Genomic DNA, 19,838 nt, shown 5'->3' with positions numbered 1-19,838 from the left:
GCCCCGGCCAGTCCGTGGTCCCGCTGGGGCAGTGTCGTGGCCTGCGCCCGTGCCCGGCCTCGCACGGACCCTGGGCGCGCTGACGAAGGGAGGACCGTGACCTTCGGCTTCACTCCGCCACCGTCCGCCGATCCCGCTTCCCGACTGGGGCGGATGCTCGAACCCTCGGAATGGGCCGCCGCCGGTATTCCGTTGCTGCGCAATCCGCGCGAGGTCGTCACCGGACTGCACAGCCGCCATCTGCCCACACCGTCCACGGCGGTCGTAGCGGTCCTGGACCCGGAGGAACGGCTCACGGCCAGCGCGTCGTTCTCCCGGACCGGCGCTGCCGCCGCCGACGGCTGGGAGTTCCGGAACGCGCTGCTGACCCAGCTGCGCCGGGTCATCCCGCACGATCTGCGGCGCCGGACACCGGTGCGCACGGCCGTGCTGCTGTACTGCCGTGACGGCGAGAGCCAGTGGACGCAGGAGGACGGCGCCTGGATGTGGGGGCTGCGGGACGCCTGCACCCTGCATGGCCTGCGCTGCGGTGCGTACATCACGCTGACCCGCGAGGGATGGCAGATCCTCGGCGAAGGGCGGAGCGGCCGCAGGCCGCATTCCGCCTCGCTCCGGACCGCGCTCGACATCACCGCCACCGGCGACGGCAAAGCCGCACCGCTGTCGCAGCCCCATAGCGGAGCGCATGACGCGCTCAGCCACTCCGCGGCCGTGTAGCCGGCGTCCGGCCGGACGCCGGACAGCTCCGTCACCGGGGACAGAGACTGCCGGGCACCGGGCGTACGAGGACGTGCGAGATCAGACGCCCGCGCCGATGAGGGTGTTGATGCGCTGCGGATCACCGCAGACGATCAGCAACGCACCGGCACGGCTCGTCGCGTCCGGCAGCGCCCGCGCGACGGCGTCGTCCGCCCCGCCGTTGACGGCGACGACCACGACCGGACGGCCCTTGGCGCGGTCGGCGCCCGCGGCGGCGTAGAAGACGTCGTCACCGGCGTCGTGCTGCGCCCAGTAGGACGCCTCGCCGAACGACAACTCGTGGGTCGCCCACGGATGCTGGTCCGCGGTGGTCAGCACCAGGATGTCACCAGGCGCCCGACCGGAGTCCAGCAGCAGGTCGACCGCCTCGTCCGCCGCGTCCAGAGCGCCGTCCACCGAAGCGGGGATCAGCTGGATCTGGGGCGCGGCCGTCGCGGCGGCAGCGGGATCGGCCTTGGCAGCCGGAGCCGCCGGAGCGGTCGGCACAGGCTTCGTCGTATCGCTCGTGGAGCGCTGCGACGGAGCCGACGAGGTCCCGGCGGTACCGCGGCTCGGACCGGGGCTTCCAGGCCGCCTCGGGACAGGCCGGGGGCCGGGACCAGGGACAGGACGAGGGGTCGGCGCGGTGCGGCCTGCGGCCGGTGTCGCGCGAGGACCCGGGACACTCTCGTGAATCTGAGGCTCCTCGGGGATGAGAGGCATGGGCTGATGTCTATCAAACGTCGGTGCGATTCGCATCGGCGGGTGGCGGTTTTAACCGCTTGGTCTGCTCAGAAGTCGAAGCCGAGTTGGCCTTCGGCCTCCAGCCCGACCGGTTCGGGTGCGATGCGCACCCGCTTGAGGTGCCGCCACCGGGGCAGCCCGTCCAGATAGGCCCAGGACAGCCGGTGGTGGGGGGTGGGCCCCAGCTCCCGCAGAGCGGCGCGGTGCACGGGGGACGGATATCCGGCATTGTCACCGAAGCAGAAGTCCGCGTGGGCGGCTCCCAGTTCGGCCATCATCGCATCCCGCCGCACCTTGGCGATCACGGAGGCGGCGGCGACGGCCACACAGGACTGATCGCCCTTGATGACCGTACGAACCGTCCAGGAAGAGCCGAGGTAGTTGTGCTTTCCGTCCAGGATCACCGCGTCCGGACGGACCGGAAGTCCGTCGAGCGCCCGTGTCGCGGCGAGCCGGAGGGCGGCCGTCATCCCCAGATCGTCGATCTCCTCGGGAGAGGAGTGACCCAGGGCGTGTGCGGTGACCCATGTCTCCAACTCCTGCGCCAGTGCTGTGCGCTTCTTGGGGCTCAGCAGCTTGGAGTCGGTGAGCCCGGTCGGCGGGCGCCGCAGACCGGTGATCGCCGCGCAGACCGTCACCGGACCGGCCCATGCCCCGCGCCCGACCTCGTCGACACCGACGACGATCTTTGCTCCTGTGGTGGCGCGGAGCGAGCGCTCGACACTGTGGGTGGGCGGTTCGTAGGCCATGGCGAGGACAACATTACGCCGCTCGTACGGAGCTGCGGAAGCCGGATCGGCGGCCACCGGGTCCGGCCGGTGCCACCCGCCACCTCCCGGGCGGCTTCGGTGGCCTTCCGGCCCAACGCGACGCCGCGGGCGGCCGGTTCACCCGGCCCCGGCCGCGGAGCCGAGTGCCGGGCCGCCGTGAGGTGGCCCGGCGGTTTCGAGCGTCAGGCGGGCGGCGCCGGAAGCCACCCCGGCAGCGCCTCGGTGCGCTCCAGCCAGTCACGGGGTGGTGCTCCCGAGGGCGCGGCAGCGATCACTCCTCCGGTGATCGCGCAGGTGGTGTCCACGTCGCCGCCCGCCTGCGCGGTCCGCCAGAACGCCTCCTCGAAGGAGCCCAGATGGCGGGCGGCGGCCCACAGGGCGAACGGCACGGTGTCATGGGCGCTGGTACGGCGGCCGCAGCCGAGCACCGCGGCGACGGTGCCCGCGTCCGCGTAGTCGAGCATGTCGCGGGCGCGGCGCAGCCCCGCCTGCACGGCGCTGCGAGGCACGGCCTCGGTCACACGGTCCAGGAGATCCTCCGGCCCGCTGTGCCCCTCGGGGTCGGCCACCAGCGCGGCCGCGGCGGCCACCGCCATCGCACCCGCCACCGCCTCACGGTGCTGGTGTGTGGTGTAGGCCGAGACCTCCGCCTGGTGGGTGGCCTGCTCCACATCGCCCGCGTACCAGGCGCCGAGCGGGGCGATCCGCATGGCGGCGCCGTTGCCCCAGGAACCCTGCCCGTTGAACAGGGCGGCAGCCAGGTCGCGCCAGTCGCCGCCCTCCCTGACCAGCCGGAGCATCCGGTTCACGGCGGGACCGTAGCCCCGGTCGAAGTCGTGGTGCTCCGCGAACGACCGGGCGAGGTCGTCCTGGTCGATCCGCCCGTGCGCGGCCAGGACGGCCAGCACGGAGCACGCCATTTCGGTGTCGTCGGTCCACTGCCAGGGGGCGGGAGGCAGCTTGCGGCTCTTGAGGAACGGATAGTTGGCTGGGACAAAGAACTGGGAGCCGAGGGCATCGCCCACGGACAGCCCGCGCAGGCTCCCGAGGGCCCGGTGGAAACGGTCAGCGGTCATCGCTGGGCACTCTAGCCGGTGAGACCGTACGGCTCCGGGGTGCACCAGCGCTCGAAGGGCCGGTCGAGGCGGTAGCGCCCATCAGGGCCGAGCAGCAGGGACCTGGTCTCGCCGTTCCCGGGGTTCGACAGCGACTCGAATTCGGCCACGGTCCAGTGCAGCCAGCGCATACAGAACAGCCGCATGGTGAGCCCATGGGTGACCAGCAGGACGTTCGGCGGATGGGCCGGGTCCTGGAAGCTGCGCCACAGACTCTCCAGAAAGGCGTCCACCCGGTCGTAGACGTCGGCACCGGACTCTCCCTGCGCGAAGCGGTAGAAGAAGTGCCCGTAGGCGTCGCGATACGCCTTCTGCTTCCGCACATCGTCGCGATCCTGCCAGTTCCCCCAGTCCTGCTCGCGGAGCCTCGGCTCTTCCCGCACCCGGGTGAGGGAAGGGTCCAGACCGAGCAGCGTCAGGGTCTGGTGGGTACGCCGATACGGCGACACATAGACCGAAACCCGCTCCTCGCAGAAGGTCGCGCGCAGCCGCTTGCCCGCCTCCTGCGCCTGGCGCCTCCCCCGCTCGGTGAGCCTCAGCGCATGGTCGGGCTCGCGTTCGTACACCGTGTCATCGACATTTCCCTCCGATTCTCCGTGCCGTATGAGGACGATGCGCAGGGGTCTTGCCATGTCGCCACCCTAGTTCGGGCCCGCGGCGCGCGCCTCGCTCCCTTCGTCCGCCCTGGGCCGCCCGTCGCGTATCTCGTACAGACGCCCGGTGAACCGACTGCGCAGCAGACGGTCGTGCGACACCACCACCAGCGCGCCGGTCCACTGGGTCAGCGCTTGCTCCAGCTCCTCCACCAGGCCGAGCGCCAGATGGTTGGTCGGTTCGTCGAGCAGCAGCAGATCCGCGGGGCGGGCCAGCAGCCGGGCGAGGGCCAGCCTGCGCCGCTGACCGGCCGAGAGCGACCCCACCGGCACATGGAGGTCGCGCGCCCGGAAGAGCCCGTAGGACAGCAGCAGGTCCGACTGCTCCTCCGGGGTCCCCGGCAGCCCGCGGCCGAAGGCCGACAGCAGCCGCTCGCTGGGCCGGGCGACCGGTATCTCCTGGGCGAGATAGCCGATCCGGCCCCTCCGCACCACGTGGCCCGTGTCCGGCTGCTCCGCCCCGGCCATGACCCGCAGCAGGGTGGACTTGCCCGCTCCATTGGCGCCGTGGACGAGCAGCCTCTCGCCCGCGGAGACCGTGAGCCCGTCCACCGCCAGCCGGTCACCCACCCGCACATCGTGGAGACCGACCAGAACACCGGTCTCGCCACCCGTCGCGGGACGCGCGGTGAACCGCAGCGGCTCCGGCGGCCGGGGCACGGGGTCCTCCTGGAGCCTGCGCAGCCGCTCCTGGGCATTGCGCACCCGGCTGGAGACCGAGGACTGCACCCGCCCCTTATCCCGGTCGTAGGCTACCTTGTTGCCGTCCTTCATCCCCCGGCCCGGGGCGACGCGCCGCGCGACCGTCGCGGCGGCCTCGGACAGCGCCGCGGTCTCGCCACACCACTGCTCGTACGCCTGCTCCCAGCGGCGGCGGGCGGCGGTCTGCTCGGCGACGAATCCGCCGTAGCCCCCGCCGTAGCGCACCAGGGCGCGCCGGTCGGCATCCACTTCGACGATCGCCGTCGCCACCCGCTCCAGGAACACCCGGTCGTGGGAGACCGCGAGGACCGTGCCGGGGTGCGCCCGCAGGGCGTCCTCGAGCCAGGTGAGGGCCGCACCGTCGAGATGGTTCGTGGGCTCGTCGAGCAGCATCACCTCGGGCGCGGCCGTGATCAGACAGGCCAGTCCGAGCCGGGCCTGCTCACCGCCCGACAGGCTGCCGAGCCGCCGGTCCCGCCCGATGTCACCGAGCCCGAGGCCATGGAGGGCCTTGTCCACCCGGGCGTCCGTCTCGTAGCCATCACGCGCCTCGAACGCGGTGAGCAGATCGCCGTACTCGGCGAGGACCTCGGGGGCACAGCCACCGAGCTCCGCCTCCAACTCGCGCAGTCCGCGCTCCATGGCGCGCACCTCGGCCAAGGCGGCGTCTATCGCGTCCCCCACCAGGCGGTCCGAAGGCAGCTCGGGTGTCTGGCCGAGATGTCCCGTGCCGCCGTCGGCCACAGTCACCACCACGCCGTCGTCGGACGGTTCGCTCCCGGCCAGCACCTTGAGCAGCGTGGATTTACCGGCGCCGTTCTCCCCCACGATGCCCACCCGCTCACCGGGCCGCACCGAGAAGGACACGTCGTCGAGCAGCGTGCGGTCGCCCCGGGACAGGGTGACACCGCGCAACGAAATCTGAGTGGGCAAAGACAAACCTCCGAGCAGCAGAGCGGACAAGAACGGGAGTAGAGAGCCGGACCCATCAAATGCAACTACAGTTGCGTTACCCTCAGCATGACACGGCAAACCAGCTAATGCAGCAGGAGTTGCAGTTGTCCGCAGAAGACGCCGCAGAAGATCCCACCGCCGCACCGGGCACCGTCCGACCCGGCGGGCGCACCGCCCGCACCCGCGACGCCGTCCGCGACGCCGTGCTGACCGGCCTCGCCGAGCACGGCTACCCCGGGCTGACCGTGGAGTACGTCGCCGAGCGCTCCGGCATCCACAAGACGACGCTCTACCGGCGCTGGGGCGGCGTCGAGGGGCTGGTGACGGACGCGCTCGACCTCGCGGGCGAGGACACCTGGACGCCCCCCGACACCGGAAGCCTCGACGGCGATCTGCGCGCTCTGGCCCGTGAGGTCACCGACACCTTCGGCGACGCGTCGGCCGCCGCCGGTCCCACCGCTTTCATCGCGGCCGCGTTCCAGTCCGAGCGCACGGCCGAGGCGCTGCGCGGCTTCTACGCGGAGCGGTTCACCCGCTGCGAGACCGTCGTCCGGCGGGCGGTCGAACGCGGTGAGGCCCCGCCCGGCACTGACGCGGGGGCGGTCGTACGGGCCGTGTCCGCCCCGCTGTTCTTCCGGGCGGTGGTCACCCGCGAACCCCTCGACGCGCCGCTCGCCGACCAGACGGCGGCAGCCGTCGCCGCAGCCGTCCGGGCCGGGGCGTATCTCCCGGCCGCATCACCGGAGCCGGCCGACTGACCTGAGCCGGGCGTCGAGTCACGGGCAGGGTCGGGCGTCGGTTGTCCGGTCCGAGCCGGTGTCGGGTCGGGGCCGGGCGTTCCGGCCGAAACCGACGCACGCCCCCGGCGGTCAGACCGTCCAGGCCGATTCGACGCCCACCACGTCACCCGCGATAGCCGCCACGTCCGCCTCGATCTGCGCACGCAGACCGAGCCGCTCCACCCGCTCGGCCCGGTACTTCCCGTGCTCGGCCGCGGAGTCCCACATCGACAGCACCAGGAACTCGTTCCCGGGCGCCTCGCCGAACAGCCCGCGCAGCATCCCGGGCGACCCGGCCATCGCCGGATTCCACACCTTCTCCTGCACCAGCGTGAAGTGCTCCACCCGCTCCGCGTGCACCCGGCAGTGCGCGACCCTCACCACGTCCACGTCGGTGAACCGCGGTTCGAAGCCGACCTTCACATCGAAACGGTGCTCGAACAGCCGGACCTGCATATCCTTGTAGGTTCCCGACTGCGCGGCCGCCAGCCGGTCGTGGGACCGCGCCATGAAGGAGTCGTAGAACGCCCGGCTCTCCCAGAACGCGAAGATATGCGCCACATCTGGACGCCCCCGGCTCCAGCCACCGCCCTGCCCCCGGAAACCCGGTTCGCCGGGCAACCCCGCCCACTTCCGCTGCCCCCGCTCGAAACCCGGGCGGTCCACCACGGTGCAGCGAATCCACTTGACCAGCACCGCGCTATCCTACGGCCCCGCCGGTGGCCCGCATCACATGGCCAAGCACCGCGCAGGCAGCGTCGGTTCACGACCTTGAGCGCGGCGCGAGCCCCTTGCACCACCACTGCGCCCCCGAACATCAGCCACCGGGCGGTGCCCCCATCGGCGGAGAAGGAAGGCCCTCAGGCTTGACGGACCACCGCAAGCGCTTGCCACTCACACCGGCGACGACCGGAGAACGGAAGCAGCGGGACCGCACAGACCGAGGGCGGTGGAGCCGCATCACGGCTCCACCGCCCTCATGTCACATCAGGTCACCAGGAGATGACCGGGAAGATCACCTCCGGATGGCGTCCCGCATCAGCTGCACCCGCTCGTCGATCCGCAGCCCTCGCACAGGTAGCAGCTGCCTGCCCGGCGCATCTTGGTGCCGCAGGAGAAGCACAGCGGCGCGTCGGCGTTCAGCCCGAGCTGCATCTCGACCAGCTCGGTCGAGCTGTGCGCCTCCTTCGGAGCCGGGGACACCGCGCGGGGCGTGGTGTTGGCTGCCGGCGCGTCCACCTGGCGCGGCGCCGACTGGGCCAGCCCCTCGACGTCCACCTCGTCCTCGGACGACTCGTACGAGCCCGTCTCCAGATGCCGCTGGCGCTCCTCGGCGGAGTGGATGCCGAGTGCCGAGCGGGTCTCGAACGGCAGGAAGTCCAGCGCCAGACGGCGGAAGATGTAGTCGACGATCGACTGCGCCATCCGCACGTCCGGGTCGTCCGTCATGCCCGCCGGCTCGAAGCGCATGTTGGTGAACTTCGAGACGTAGGTCTCCAGCGGCACGCCGTACTGGAGGCCGACCGAGACAGCGATCGAGAAGGCGTCCATCATGCCCGCGAGGGTCGAACCCTGCTTGGACATCTTCAGGAAGACCTCGCCCAGCCCGTCGTCAGGGTAGGAGTTCGCGGTCATGTAGCCCTCGGCGCCGCCCACCGTGAAGGAGGTGGTGATGCCAGGACGGCCCTTGGGGAGACGCCTGCGGACCGGGCGGTACTCGATGACCTTCTCAGCTTCGGGCTGGGCCTGCTCGGCAGCCTTCTGCTCCTTCTTCTTGGCGGAGAGCGGCTGGCCGACCTTGCAGTTGTCGCGGTAGATCGCGAGCGCCTTCAGGCCCAGCTTCCAGCCCTCGAAGTAGATCTCCTCGATCTCCTCGACGGTGGCCGCCTCCGGCATGTTGACCGTCTTGGAGATGGCGCCGGAGAGGAACGGCTGAGCGGCGGCCATCATCCGCACATGGCCCATCGGCGAGATGGAGCGCTCACCCATGGCGCAGTCGAAGACCTCGTAGTGCTCGGGCTTCAGCCCCGGCGCGTCGATCACATTGCCGTGCTCGGCGATGTGGGCGACGATCGCCTCGACCTGCTCGGGCTGGTAGCCGAGCCGCTTGAGCGCCTTGGGGACCGTGTTGTTCACGATCTGCATCGAGCCGCCGCCGACCAGCTTCTTGAACTTGACCAGGGCCAGGTCCGGCTCGACGCCCGTGGTGTCGCAGTCCATCATCAGGCCGATGGTGCCGGTCGGCGCGAGCACCGACGCCTGGGCGTTGCGGAAGCCGCTCTTCTCCCCGAGGCGGATGACGTCCTGCCATGCCTCGGTGGCCGCGGCCCAGACCGGGGTGTCCAGGTCGTCCATGCGCTTGGCGACGGCGTTGGCGTCCGCGTGCTGCTTCATGACGCGCTTGTGGGCGTCCGCGTTGCGGGCGTAGCCGTCGTACGGGCCGACGACGGCCGCCAGCTCGGCGGAGCGCTTGTACGACGTGCCGGTCATCAGGGAGGTGATGGCTCCGGCCAGGGCCCGGCCGCCGTCGCTGTCGTAGGCATGGCCGGTGGCCATCAGGAGGGCGCCCAGGTTGGCGTAGCCGATGCCCAGCTGGCGGAAGGCGCGGGTGGTCTCACCGATCTTCTCGGTCGGGAAGTCCGCGAAGCAGATGGAGATGTCCATCGCCGTGATGACCAGCTCGACGACCTTGGCGAAGCGCTCGGCGTCGAAGCGCTGGTTGCCCGCGTCGTCGTCCAGCAGGAACTTCATCAGATTGAGCGAGGCGAGATTGCACGAGGAGTTGTCCAGGTGCATGTACTCGCTGCACGGGTTGGAGGCGGTGATCCGGCCCGACTCCGGCGAGGTGTGCCAGTGGTTGATGGTGTCGTCGTACTGGATGCCCGGGTCGGCGCAGGCCCAGGCCGCCTCCGCCATCTTGCGGAAGAGGGACTTGGCGTCGACCTCCTCGATGGCCTCGCCGGTCAGCCGGGAGCGCAGACCGAAGGCCGAGCCCGACTCCACGGCCTTCATGAACGTGTCGTTCACGCGGACGGAGTTGTTGGCGTTCTGGTACTGGACGGACGTGATGTCGTCGCCGCCCAGGTCCATGTCGAAGCCCGCGTCGCGCAGGGCGCGGATCTTCTCCTCCTCCTTCACCTTGGTCTCGATGAAGGCTTCGACGTCGGGGTGGTCGACGTCGAGGACGACCATCTTGGCGGCGCGGCGGGTGGCGCCACCGGACTTGATCGTTCCGGCGGAGGCGTCGGCACCGCGCATGAACGAGACAGGGCCGGAAGCGTTGCCTCCGGAGGAGAGGAGTTCCTTGGAGGAGCGGATACGGGAGAGGTTCAGGCCGGCGCCGGAGCCGCCCTTGAAGATCATCCCCTCTTCCTTGTACCAGTCCAGGATCGACTCCATGGAGTCGTCCACAGAGAGGATGAAGCAGGCGCTGACCTGCTGCGGCTGCTTGGTGCCGACGTTGAACCACACCGGCGAGTTGAAGCTGAAGACCTGGTGCAGCAGGGCGTACGTCAGCTCATGGTCGAAGATCTCGGCGTCGGCGGGCGAGGCGAAGTAGCCATGCTCCTCACCGGCCGCGCGGTAGGTTCGCACCACGCGGTCGATGAGCTGCTTCAGGCTCGCCTCGCGGTCCGGGGAACCCACCGCGCCACGGAAGTACTTGCTTGTGACGATGTTGACCGCGTTCACCGACCAGGAGTCGGGGAACTCGACGCCGCGCTGCTCGAAGTTGACCGAACCGTCGCGCCAGTTGGTCATGACGACGTCACGACGCTCCCAGACCACCTCGTCGTACGGATGCACGCCCGGAGTGGTGTGGATGCGCTCGATACGCAGACCCTTGTTCGCCTTGCTTCCCTTGGAGCGGGAGCCTCGTGCCGGGCCGCTCGCCGTCTCTGTCATTCCGCCTCCCTGTACGGGCGAAAACGCCCTGATGTGCCCATTTCTTCCCGAGGCACGGTGTGTCTGTCTTCCACCCGGGTGCGCACCGCGCCCCGGGTACGTATGGGCCGCCGGTCAGTCGGCGGCGATGGCCGGCGCGGGGGCCTCCGCGGCCCCGTCGGCACCGGACCCGCGGTCGTGCGCGGGAGGCCGTTGCTGGTCACGCAGCTCCGCGACCGCGGCCTCGAAGTCCTCGAGCGAGTCGAAGGCGCGGTAGACGGAGGCGAAGCGGAGGTAGGCGACGAGGTCGAGCTCCTGGAGCGGGCCGAGTATGGCGAGCCCCACGTCATGAGTGGACAGCTCGGCGCTGCCGGTGGCGCGTACGGCTTCCTCCACCTGCTGACCGAGTTTGGCGAGGGCGTCCTCGGTGACCGGACGGCCCTGGCATGCCTTGCGCACCCCCGAGATGACCTTGTCGCGGCTGAAGGGCTCGGTGACCCCACTCCGCTTGATCACCATCAGCGACGCGGTCTCCACGGTGGTGAAGCGACGCGAGCAGTCGGGGCACTGGCGGCGCCTGCGGATCGAACAGCCGTCGTCCGTGGTCCGGCTGTCCACCACGCGACTGTCGGGGTGCCTGCAGAAGGGGCAGTGCATGACTCCGTACCCTCCCTCACCCTTATGAACGGCGCATAGCTGCATAGCCTCGACCGGGTCGCGAAGACCCGGTGAAGCGGCCACAAGCATAGGCGAAAACCTTGGCGATGAATCACCAGGGACCACAACCTGTAGGTGGCTGACATCCATCAAACCACTAGATCTGGTGTCTGGCACTCAACCGGACCGGGTGGCGTGTCACGGGCCGGGAGCAGGCACGAGACTACGCGAGCCCCCTGGGTCACGGATTCACGGGGGTCGGAGTGGGAGACTGGAGACCACCCGGAAGGGGCCGCCACAATCCGGCCTATACACCTAACCCCGTGATCACGTCAGCCGATCTACGAAATTTCACTCGAACGTGTGTTTGGCGCAACCTTTCGAAAGCAACTACCGTTGTCCAGCTAGGGAGAACATCTCGAGAGGGGCCGTCGTGACCACCACCGCAGAGAGCAGCACCATCACTGCCCAGGAGCGCTCCCAGAGCAGGCTCGAACAGACGCACGCGATGAACCAGACCCACTCCATGAACGACGCCACGAACTCCGAGGGCCAGAAGCCCGCGCGCGCCCTACCCGGACGACCTCCAGGCATCCGGGCGGACAGTTCGGGGCTGACCGACCGGCAGCGCCGCGTCATCGAGGTCATTCGCGACTCTGTGCAGCGCCGCGGCTACCCGCCGTCCATGCGGGAGATCGGTCAGGCGGTGGGGCTCTCCAGCACCTCGTCCGTGGCCCACCAACTGATGGCTCTGGAGCGCAAGGGCTTTCTGCGGCGGGACCCCCACCGGCCCCGTGCCTACGAGGTCCGTGGCTCCGACCAGCCCAGCACCCAGCCGACGGACACCACCGGCAAGCCCGCCGCGTCCTATGTGCCGCTGGTCGGCCGGATCGCGGCCGGTGGCCCGATCCTCGCCGAGGAGTCGGTCGAGGACGTCTTCCCGCTCCCCCGGCAGCTGGTCGGCGACGGTGAGCTGTTCGTGCTCAAGGTGGTCGGTGACTCCATGATCGAGGCCGCCATCTGCGACGGCGACTGGGTGACGGTGCGGCGTCAGCCCGTCGCGGAGAACGGGGACATCGTCGCCGCGATGCTCGACGGCGAGGCCACAGTGAAGCGCTTCAAGCGCGAGGACGGCCATGTCTGGCTCCTCCCGCACAACGCCGCCTACCAGCCGATCCCGGGCGACGAGGCGACCATCCTGGGCAAGGTGGTCGCGGTGCTGCGGCGCGTCTGACGCGACGGACCGAGGTGCGCCCTTAGCGTGCCCAACGACCGGGCCCCGGGACCACTGCGCCGGTTCCGGGGCCCAGCTGTACTCCGGGCCAGGCCCTGGCTATGCCCCGTCGGCCTTGGCCGCGGCATCGATGGCGGCCAGCGAGCGGCGCACCTGATTGCGGTCGGTGGTGTACCAGAAGTCCGGCATGGACTTCCGCAGGAATGAGCCATAGCGCGCCCGCTCGACACGGGGATCCAGGACGGCGACGATGCCCCGGTCTCCGGACGCCCGGACCAGCCGCCCCGCACCCTGCGCCATCAGCAGGGCGGCATGGGTCGCGGCGACGGCCATGAAGCCATTGCCTCCGGCCTCCTCCACCGCCTTCTGGCGGGCGCTCATCAGGGGGTCGTCCGGACGGGGGAAGGGCACCCGGTCCATGACCACCAACTGACAACTCGGCCCCGGCACATCGACGCCCTGCCAGAGGGAGAGCGTGCCGAACAGGCAGGTCCTGGCATCAGCGGCGAAGGCACGGATCAGCTCGCCGAGGGTCTCCTCGCCCTGCAGCAGAACGGGCACGTCAAGGCGGCCCCGCAGCTCCTCCGCAGCCGCCTGCGCGGCCCGCATCGACGAGAACAGCCCGAGGGTGCGGCCGCCGGCGGCCTCGACCAGTTCGGTGAGTTCATCGAGCATGTCGGAGCGGCTGCCCTCGCGGCCGGGCTGCGCCAGATGCTTGGCGACGTAGAGGATCCCCTGCTTCGAGTAGTCGAAGGGCGAGCCGACGTCGAGGCCCTGCCAGCGCGGGGCGCTGTCGCCGTCACCCTCGGGGTCCTGCGGGCTGTCGGGGTTGAGGCCGAGGGAAGCGGCCACACCGTTGAAGTCCCCGCCCAGCTTGAGGGTGGCGGAGGTGAGGATCACCGAACGGTCCTCGAAGAGCTTCTCGCGGAGCAGCCCGGAGACGGAGAGCGGGGCGACGCGCAGCGAGGCACCGAAGCGGTCATGGCGCTCGTACCAGACGACGTCGTACTCGGAGCCCTCCACGATCCGCTCGGCCACCTGGAGGATGTTCTCCACCGAGCCGAGAGCCTGCTTCCGCACGGCGTCCTCGTCCTGGACGGAGGAATCCCGTGTGGCGCCGAGCGCCGAGATGACCGTGCGAGACGCGTCGCGCAGCGCCATCAGCGCGTAGCCAAGGTCCTCGGGGATCACCTCGAGACGGCCGGGCAGGGCCAGCTCCATGAGCCGCTCGAAGGTCTCGGCAGCGGTCTGAAGGGCGTCCGCCGCCTTCTCGTTGACCAGCTTGGCGGCGCGCCGCACCGCGCGGTTGACCTGGCCCGGGGTGAGCTCGCCGGTGGCGACACCGGTGACGCGGGAGACCAGTTCATGCGCCTCGTCGACGATCAGCACCTCATGGCCGGGCAGCACGGGGGCGCCCTCGATGGCGTCGATGGCGAGCAGGGCGTGGTTGGTGACGACGACCTCGGCCAGCTTGGCCCGCTCACGGGCGGCCTCGGCGAAGCACTCCGCGCCGTATGCGCACTTGGACGCGCCGAGGCACTCCCGGGAGGTCACGGACACCTGGGACCAGGCACGGTCGGAGACGCCGGGGGTGAGGTCGTCGCGGTCGCCGGTCTCGGTCTCATCGGCCCAGTCGCGCAGTCGCAGCAGGTCCTTGCCCAGTTTGCTGGTGGGCGCCGCGGCCTCGAAGGGGTCGAACAGCCCGGCTTCGTCGGCGTCCTCCTGCGGCACGCCCTCGTGGAGACGGTGCAGGCACAGGTAGTTGGAACGGCCCTTGAGCATGGCGAACTCGGGGCGTCGGCGCAGCAGCGGATGCAGCGCCTCCACGGTACGGGGCAGATCGCGCTCGACGAGCTGGCGCTGGAGGGCGAGGGTCGCCGTGGCGACCACCACGCGCTCGCCCTGGGCCAGCGCGGGGACCAGATAGCCGAGGGACTTACCGGTGCCGGTGCCCGCCTGCACCAGCAGATGGGAGCTGTCGTCGATCGCCTCCGCCACGGCTTCGGCCATGGCGGTCTGGCCAGGGCGTTCGGTGCCGCCGACGGCGGTGACGGCGGCGTGGAGCAGATCGGCGAGGGGAGGCGAGGACGATTCAGTCATAGGGCTGCCAGCCTACGGCGCGGCACCGACATCGCTCTCCTCAGTCCACCGGCTGACCGACAGATCCGGACGTGCTTCTCGCCGAAGGGGAACCGGATCGACGTGAGCGGTGTATCAGAAGCAGAGATGCGCAGCGGAGCCGGTTCATCACAGAGGGCTACGAAGCGAGCGGTACGCGAATGGTGGAGGGCGACACGGTGAAGGCGGATCACGGATGACGGATCAGAGGACGGATCACAGAAGGTGGCGTAGTGCGCGGTCGCGGAGCATCAGAGCCGCGCGCTTGCTGGGGAGTTCGACTTCGGCGGAGAAGCGGAAGCCCGCGCCGAGAAAGGCGGCGATGGAGGGGGTGTTGCGCAGATCCGGCTCGGCCACGACCCGGGCGCAGGACGGGCGATGGTCAAGGACAAGATCGGCGGCGGCGCGCAGCAGCGTGGTGCCCAGACCCTGACCGCGGTCACTGACCCGGCCGATGAGGAGATGGATACCGGTGTCATGCGGCCGAGCCGGGTAGTACCGGGCGAGCGGGTCGAGATCGGCGCGGTACAGCTCCCAGTAGCTCATGGGCACTCCGTCCAGGACGCCAAGGCAGGGCACGCTCCTGCCGTCACCGTCGAGCTGGCCGCCCAAGTGGCTCGCGGTGGCCTCGTCAGGACCGTCCAGCTCCCAGAAGGCCGCGACGGCCGGGTCGTTCATCCATTGGGCGATCAGCCGGAGATCACGCCCGATACGAACCGGGACCAGTTGGAACGCGCCTGCTGAGGTGCTGGTGGGGCCCCATTCGGCGATCTGGTCGAGCAGGTCCGGCCGGCTGTCGGTCTCCGCCGCGTCGAGGTGCTCGTCACTGAGGTGCGCGGCGTCCTCTTCCTGGCGCAACCGCAGGTCGATGGTGTCGTCGGTCTCGGAGCTCGTGGTGGAGTCGGTGTGCGGCACGGCGACGCTCTCCTCTCATGGTTCTCAGGCTCGTGGTGGTTCTCCGGCACGGCGTGGGGAGCGTGATGTGCGGGGGTGTTGGTGTGGAACAGCGCGGTAGGCGCGTGGTGATAGGGGGTCTGTTGGCGGCGAGGGCTGACGGGGCGGGGGCGTCATGGTGAAGGGATGGCAGCGGTGGCAGCAGATGTGGCAAGGGGGTTGGCGATGGTGACGTAGACCGACTGGGTGTCCACCGGGCCCACGAGTTCATCCAGGCCGTGCAGCCGTGTATGCAGATTGGCCTTGCAGCGGAGGATGGGTGAGTCGAGGAGCCGCGCGGGCAGCGGCGAGCGGGATCTGCCGGGGCCGGACGCGGCGGCGGTGAGGAAACGACGAAAGGCGGCCAGCAGGACGCGCTCGTCGACGAGCCGCTGGGACCCGAACGCACCGATCAGACCGAGGACGTTGTTGATCCCGAGGTAGTAGGCGAACCGTTCGTCGGTGATCTCATCAGATACGAAGGTGTCGCTGCGGGTGCCGATTCCGGGCAGCCGCCGCTGGAGTTCGGCGTGCCGGGACGCGCGGAAGTAGTAGCCCTGGTTGTCCCGGTAGCGGCCGCCGATGGGCCAGCCGTCGGGGTCGAGCAGCACCAGGGTGTTCTGCTGATGGGCTTCCAGCGCGATACCGGCCTCTCCGTCCAGCCACAGCACGGGGCGTACGACCGTGTGCAGATAGCGCAGGAACCACTCGGCGGCGACCGCCGTTGCGGAGCGGCCGGTTCGGGCGGTGAGACGGGCGACGAGGTGGGCGAGCCGGGAGCGCATCACGGGCTGCCCCGGCCAGGGGCGGAGCGCGATGAGGCCCGCGACGCACACCGCGTCGTCGCCCGGCCCGAACGGGTTGTGCCGGATGACAACGTCCAGGCCGGTCAGCGGTTCCCCGTCCTGCCCATCGACCGCGAGCCAGGCAGGGTCCCGGACGATGTCGAAGCCGGGAAACCCTGGGAAGGCTGCCCTCCACTGCTCGGCCAGTCCGCTGCGGAGCAGCCGGTGGACCTCAACACCGCGGTGGAGCTCCTTACGCAGATTCTCACGACGGGAGTTGGTGATCCGCAGACCCAGAGAGAGTTTGAGCATCGCGGGTGCACCGGGCCGGTACACGGTACGGACCGAGGACGTGGGGCTCCAGTGACCGCCGGACGGGCCGAGGTCGTGCAGCACACCCGCGTCGAAGAGTGCGGCGACGGCCGGGCGGTGCCTGATCTCGCGGGCCTGCCAGGGGTGGAGGGGCAGCGGCACGGTTCCGCCGGGCAGTTGAAGACCACTGCCCGCGAGTGAGAGGGCGAGCCGCTCGGCGGGCACGGTCCGGCCGCGCTCGGTCCAGGCCGACTCACAGACCAGTACGGACCGATCGATGGCGACCCAGTGAAGGGGGAAGGAGCCATACGACTCCGGTGAGCAGAGGGACGATTCCGTGTCGGAGAGACCCTCACGGCTCTTCGGCGTGGGATGAAGGGGGTGACCGAGAACGAGGGACTGTTCAGCGCTGAGAAAGGGGGTGCTCACGCCGGGATCGGCGGGCACGGCTCGACGGTGGGCGAGGAATGCGGCAGTGCGTCGCACCGAATCCGCCACCCGGCCGACGAGTTCGGTGCCGTCCGCGTCGGGGTCGTCACGGCGAGCGCCGTAGGCCGCCTCGCGGGTCAGCAAGGCAGCGAGGGTGACCGCGCCGACGGAGGGTGCGTCATGGGGGCCGTGCTCCAGCACGGGCGGCCCGAAGCGGTGCCAACCGGTGGGTGACCAGTACCGCACGGGGACGAGGAGGACGGTTCCGCTCGCGGCGAGCGGGATGCGGAGTGTGTCGCTGTCGGGGCGCGGGGTGCGGTTCTCACGCACCCAGCAGCGCAGCAGATTCTCGACGCCCGCCGTGTCGGCCGCGACCTGCGGGTCAGGGTCGTCGAGGGGGTCGGGGGCCGCTGCCGGGAGGCCGCCGGAAGCGGGCATGGTCCGGCCACCGCAGCCCAGGGCGCTCGGGGCGGAAGCGCTGGAGGACGGGGCACTGGGGGCCGGGGCACCCGGGACCCAGGCCGTTGGGTCCTGGGCGCTCCGGGCTTGAGCACTCGGGTCCGGGATGCTCCGGTCCTGACGCGGCAGGGTCGTCGCGACCACCTGCGGGTCCGCAGGGGGTGGTGACCCGGCTGCGGGAGGCACCACAGAGGTCGCGAGCGGCACCACGGTGGGCGGTGTCCCGGATGGCGCGGGAGGTGTGGGCATCTGTGGCGTGGAGGGAGCCGCAGGGCCCTCCCCCGCCGCTCTCGCGACGGCGGACGGCAGAACCACCGGAGGCACCACCACGGCCGGTCCCCCCGTGCTCGGCCCCCCGACGGCCGGTCCTCCGGAGGTCGGTCCGCCGGAGGGAAGTCGCCCTGAGGACGGTCCTTCTCCGGGCGCGCCACCGGGGGACGGTGGGGGTGCCGACCCCAGTGTTGACGGCCGCACCGGTGGGACGGGCTGAGCGGGGTGGCCGTCCGGGGCGCTGCGGTCGGTCATGGCACCGGCCTCTGGTTCCGGCTGAGGAGAAAGGGGAGCTCGCCCGGGGGAGTGCGGCATGGTGGGTTCGGCGCGGGCGTCACGTCGGTCGGTCCGTGGGCCCGGTGCCTGCCTCCTTCGCTGGTGCGGTGGGGGTGCGGTGATGCCGGTGCGGGACGCGTCACCGGTGGTCTCCGGCTAACGGCGGTGCGGGCGGCGGCTGTTCGGGACCAGGGACTCCGGCGGCGCGGATCGCGGCATCGAGGGCGTCGGCGAGGCGGTCCAGCACCGCTTCGGCCTGTTCGTCGGTAATGGTCAGCGGCGGAAGGAGGCGAATGACCGCGGCGTGGCGGCCGCCCAGTTCGACGATCAGGCCACGGCGCAGACATTCCTGCTGGACTGCTGCCGCGAGCATCGGCGCGGCGGGCCGAGCCCCCGGGGCACCGCACCTCGGAGATCCAGCGCCACGGCCCTCCGTTCCCGGAGCCATGGCATCCGGACCCACGGCATCCGGACGCTTGGCACGGCCCTCCGCGCCCGGGCCGACGGCCCACGGCTGCCCGGCGTCCGGGGCGACAGAACCCGTCAGCCCAGCGCGTGCCAACGCAACCCCCGTCAGCTGAGCCCCAGTCGGACCGGCGACCGTCAGGCCGGGCCCGATCTGCTCAGCCCCCATCCGCTCGGCTTCGGGGTTGACCAGTTCGAGGCCGATCATGAGGCCGCGGCCGCGTACGTCTCCGATGTGGGGGTGACGATCGGCGAGTTGGCGCAGGCGGTGCAGCATGCGCTCGCCGAGGGCGGCGGCGCGCTCCGCGAGGTGGTTCTCCCGTACGTACGCGAGGGTCACCGCGCCCGCGGCCATGGCCAGTTGGTTGCCCCGGAAGGTGCCCGCGTGGGCGCCAGGACGCCAGGCGTCCAGCTCCTCGTGGTAGACGACGACGGCCAGCGGCATACTGCCGCCGATGGCCTTCGACAGCACCATCACATCCGGCACCACACCGCTGTGCTGCACCGCCCAGAAGGCGCCGGTACGCCCGACGCCGGTCTGGACCTCGTCCACGATGAGCGGGATGGAGCGGGCCTCGGTGATCTCCCGCATCCGCCGCAGCCAGGCGTCGGGAGCGGGGATCACGCCTCCCTCGCCCTGGACCGGTTCCAGGATCATCCCGGCGGGGGTGCCCACCCCGCCCTTGGGGTCGTCGAGGAGGCTCTCCGTCCAGCGCGCCGAGAGTTCCGCGCCGCGCTCCCCGCCCACGCCGAAAGGGCAGCGGTAGTCGTAGGGGAAGGGCAGCCGGGTCGTGGTCCTCGAGGCAGCACCGCCGGACGCGGCCAGCGCCCCGGCCGTCATCCCGTGGTAGGCCCCGGAGAAAGCCAGCAGTCCGTCCCGCCCGGTGGCCATCCGCACCAGCTTGAGTGCGGCCTCGACGGCGTCCGTGCCCGCCGGTCCGCAGAACTGCACCCGTGCGCGGCGGGCGAGTTCGGGCGGCAGCGTGGTGAACAGCTCCTCGGTGAAGGCGTCTTTGACCGGTGTGGCCAGATCCAGGACCTGGAGCGGTGCTCCCGAGTCCAGGACACCACGGATGGCCTCCAGCACCACCGGGTGGTTGTGCCCCAATGCCAGCGTCCCGGCCCCGGAGCGGCAGTCGAGATAGCGGCGGCCGTCGACTCCCTCGATCGTCAGCCCTCGCGCGCGCACCGGCACGATGGGCAGGGCCCGCGCAGAGGTGCGGGCGGCGGACTCACGCAGCGCCTGGCGCCGCAGAATGCCCTGGGCACCGCTCCCGCCACCGTCGGGCGCACCGGGCAGGGGCATCGGCGGGAGCTGGGTCACGGCCATCGCTCACGGTCCTCCTGCTGCTGAACGCCCTCCGACAGTCCCCCGTACGTACCAACGACGGGTCAGCCGCGGGATCACGGGCTGACCGAAGATCCTTGCCGTGCCGGGAACCAGGGACCCGCCTTCAGCCGTCGTAGGCGGCACGGGCATAGTGGGGTACCGTCCCGTCGCCCGGGGCGGTGCATGACAAATCCACACAGGACGCTGAGCAGCTCAGAACACCAGGGGGAGTT

Annotated in this window: 15 protein-coding genes; 3 read left to right on the top strand and 12 right to left on the bottom strand. The window is 70.8% G+C overall.

The window, feature by feature from the left end:
* Nucleotides 1-96 precede the first annotated feature (96 nt).
* Nucleotides 97-717, top strand: a complete 621-nt coding sequence (locus JK363_RS27935) for a hypothetical protein (RefSeq protein ID WP_201878464.1) — start codon at nucleotides 97-99, stop codon at nucleotides 715-717.
* An 81-nt stretch (nucleotides 718-798) separates the two neighbouring features.
* Here the strand turns inward: JK363_RS27935 and JK363_RS27930 are convergent, their stop codons facing one another.
* The 5 genes from JK363_RS27930 to abc-f form a co-directional block, all read right to left on the bottom strand.
* Nucleotides 799-1,461 (bottom strand): hypothetical protein, encoded by a 663-nt coding sequence (locus tag JK363_RS27930; RefSeq protein ID WP_201878462.1) that lies wholly within the window; start codon nucleotides 1,459-1,461, stop codon nucleotides 799-801.
* 68 nt (nucleotides 1,462-1,529) lie between these two features.
* On the bottom strand, nucleotides 1,530-2,231 hold the full coding sequence (gene rnhB / locus JK363_RS27925; RefSeq protein ID WP_201878460.1) for a ribonuclease HII: 702 nt from the start codon (nucleotides 2,229-2,231) through the stop codon (nucleotides 1,530-1,532).
* Nucleotides 2,232-2,434: 203 nt separating this feature from the next.
* Nucleotides 2,435-3,328 (bottom strand): ADP-ribosylglycohydrolase family protein, encoded by an 894-nt coding sequence (locus JK363_RS27920; protein ID WP_201878458.1) that lies wholly within the window; start codon nucleotides 3,326-3,328, stop codon nucleotides 2,435-2,437.
* Nucleotides 3,329-3,339: 11 nt separating this feature from the next.
* Nucleotides 3,340-3,999: a histidine phosphatase family protein gene (locus JK363_RS27915; RefSeq protein ID WP_201878456.1), complete on the bottom strand. Its 660-nt coding sequence runs from the start codon at nucleotides 3,997-3,999 to the stop codon at nucleotides 3,340-3,342.
* A gap of 9 nt (nucleotides 4,000-4,008) precedes the next feature.
* Nucleotides 4,009-5,655 carry a ribosomal protection-like ABC-F family protein gene (abc-f, locus tag JK363_RS27910; RefSeq protein WP_201878454.1) on the bottom strand — a complete coding sequence of 549 codons (1,647 nt, stop codon included), beginning with the start codon at nucleotides 5,653-5,655 and terminating at the stop codon, nucleotides 4,009-4,011.
* Between the two features lie 107 nt (nucleotides 5,656-5,762).
* Between abc-f and JK363_RS27905 the strand changes: the two genes are divergently transcribed.
* A complete protein-coding gene (locus JK363_RS27905) occupies nucleotides 5,763-6,434 on the top strand; it encodes a TetR/AcrR family transcriptional regulator (protein ID WP_201878452.1) in 672 nt (223 codons plus the stop codon).
* 111 nt (nucleotides 6,435-6,545) lie between these two features.
* Here the strand turns inward: JK363_RS27905 and JK363_RS27900 are convergent, their stop codons facing one another.
* The 3 genes from JK363_RS27900 to nrdR all read right to left on the bottom strand — a co-directional run bounded on the left by JK363_RS27900 (nucleotide 6,546) and on the right by nrdR (nucleotide 10,994).
* The gene (locus tag JK363_RS27900; RefSeq protein ID WP_201878450.1) at nucleotides 6,546-7,151 is read right to left on the bottom strand and encodes a YdbC family protein; all 606 of its coding nucleotides are present in this window, start codon (nucleotides 7,149-7,151) and stop codon (nucleotides 6,546-6,548) included.
* Between the two features lie 342 nt (nucleotides 7,152-7,493).
* Entirely contained in the window at nucleotides 7,494-10,358 is a 2,865-nt protein-coding gene (locus JK363_RS27895) for a vitamin B12-dependent ribonucleotide reductase (protein WP_201878448.1), read from the bottom strand.
* 114 nt (nucleotides 10,359-10,472) lie between these two features.
* Nucleotides 10,473-10,994: a transcriptional regulator NrdR gene (gene nrdR, locus JK363_RS27890; RefSeq protein ID WP_201878440.1), complete on the bottom strand. Its 522-nt coding sequence runs from the start codon at nucleotides 10,992-10,994 to the stop codon at nucleotides 10,473-10,475.
* Between the two features lie 433 nt (nucleotides 10,995-11,427).
* On the opposite strand from nrdR, the gene lexA reads away from it, so the two are divergent.
* Nucleotides 11,428-12,228, top strand: coding sequence for a transcriptional repressor LexA (gene lexA, locus JK363_RS27885; RefSeq protein WP_201878438.1), 801 nt, complete (start codon nucleotides 11,428-11,430; stop codon nucleotides 12,226-12,228).
* A 99-nt stretch (nucleotides 12,229-12,327) separates the two neighbouring features.
* Here lexA and JK363_RS27880 read toward each other — a convergent pair whose 3' ends face one another.
* The 4 genes from JK363_RS27880 to JK363_RS27865 all read right to left on the bottom strand — a co-directional run bounded on the left by JK363_RS27880 (nucleotide 12,328) and on the right by JK363_RS27865 (nucleotide 19,605).
* Nucleotides 12,328-14,328 (bottom strand): ATP-dependent DNA helicase, encoded by a 2,001-nt coding sequence (locus JK363_RS27880; RefSeq protein WP_201878436.1) that lies wholly within the window; start codon nucleotides 14,326-14,328, stop codon nucleotides 12,328-12,330.
* A 234-nt stretch (nucleotides 14,329-14,562) separates the two neighbouring features.
* Nucleotides 14,563-15,261: a GNAT family N-acetyltransferase gene (locus JK363_RS27875; protein ID WP_201878434.1), complete on the bottom strand. Its 699-nt coding sequence runs from the start codon at nucleotides 15,259-15,261 to the stop codon at nucleotides 14,563-14,565.
* A gap of 152 nt (nucleotides 15,262-15,413) precedes the next feature.
* Nucleotides 15,414-17,513: an IucA/IucC family protein gene (locus tag JK363_RS27870; RefSeq protein WP_236076157.1), complete on the bottom strand. Its 2,100-nt coding sequence runs from the start codon at nucleotides 17,511-17,513 to the stop codon at nucleotides 15,414-15,416.
* Between the two features lie 436 nt (nucleotides 17,514-17,949).
* The gene (locus tag JK363_RS27865; RefSeq protein ID WP_201878430.1) at nucleotides 17,950-19,605 is read right to left on the bottom strand and encodes a diaminobutyrate--2-oxoglutarate transaminase family protein; all 1,656 of its coding nucleotides are present in this window, start codon (nucleotides 19,603-19,605) and stop codon (nucleotides 17,950-17,952) included.
* Nucleotides 19,606-19,838: the final 233 nt, after the last annotated feature.

It is taken from the genome of Streptomyces coffeae (genome assembly GCF_016741875.1).
GTDB lineage: Bacteria > Actinomycetota > Actinomycetes > Streptomycetales > Streptomycetaceae > Streptomyces > Streptomyces coffeae.
Note: the sequence above shows the minus strand (reverse complement) of the source record. Positions and strands in the feature narration are given on the sequence as shown.

What these genes read in the sequence shown, in the direction of transcription:
- JK363_RS27930 (WP_201878462.1), bottom strand. Translation starts at nt 1,461, where the DNA reads ATGCCTCTCATCCCCGAGGAGCCTCAGATTCACGAGAGTGTCCCGGGT.
- rnhB (WP_201878460.1), bottom strand. Translation starts at nt 2,231, where the DNA reads ATGGCCTACGAACCGCCCACCCACAGTGTCGAGCGCTCGCTCCGCGCC.
- JK363_RS27920 (WP_201878458.1), bottom strand. Translation starts at nt 3,328, where the DNA reads ATGACCGCTGACCGTTTCCACCGGGCCCTCGGGAGCCTGCGCGGGCTG.
- JK363_RS27915 (WP_201878456.1), bottom strand. Translation starts at nt 3,999, where the DNA reads ATGGCAAGACCCCTGCGCATCGTCCTCATACGGCACGGAGAATCGGAG.
- JK363_RS27905 (WP_201878452.1), top strand. Translation starts at nt 5,763, where the DNA reads ATGCAGCAGGAGTTGCAGTTGTCCGCAGAAGACGCCGCAGAAGATCCC.
- JK363_RS27895 (WP_201878448.1), bottom strand. Translation starts at nt 10,358, where the DNA reads ATGACAGAGACGGCGAGCGGCCCGGCACGAGGCTCCCGCTCCAAGGGA.
- nrdR (WP_201878440.1), bottom strand. Translation starts at nt 10,994, where the DNA reads ATGCACTGCCCCTTCTGCAGGCACCCCGACAGTCGCGTGGTGGACAGC.
- JK363_RS27880 (WP_201878436.1), bottom strand. Translation starts at nt 14,328, where the DNA reads ATGACTGAATCGTCCTCGCCTCCCCTCGCCGATCTGCTCCACGCCGCC.
- JK363_RS27870 (WP_236076157.1), bottom strand. Translation starts at nt 17,513, where the DNA reads ATGCCCACACCTCCCGCGCCATCCGGGACACCGCCCACCGTGGTGCCG.
- JK363_RS27865 (WP_201878430.1), bottom strand. Translation starts at nt 19,605, where the DNA reads ATGGCCGTGACCCAGCTCCCGCCGATGCCCCTGCCCGGTGCGCCCGAC.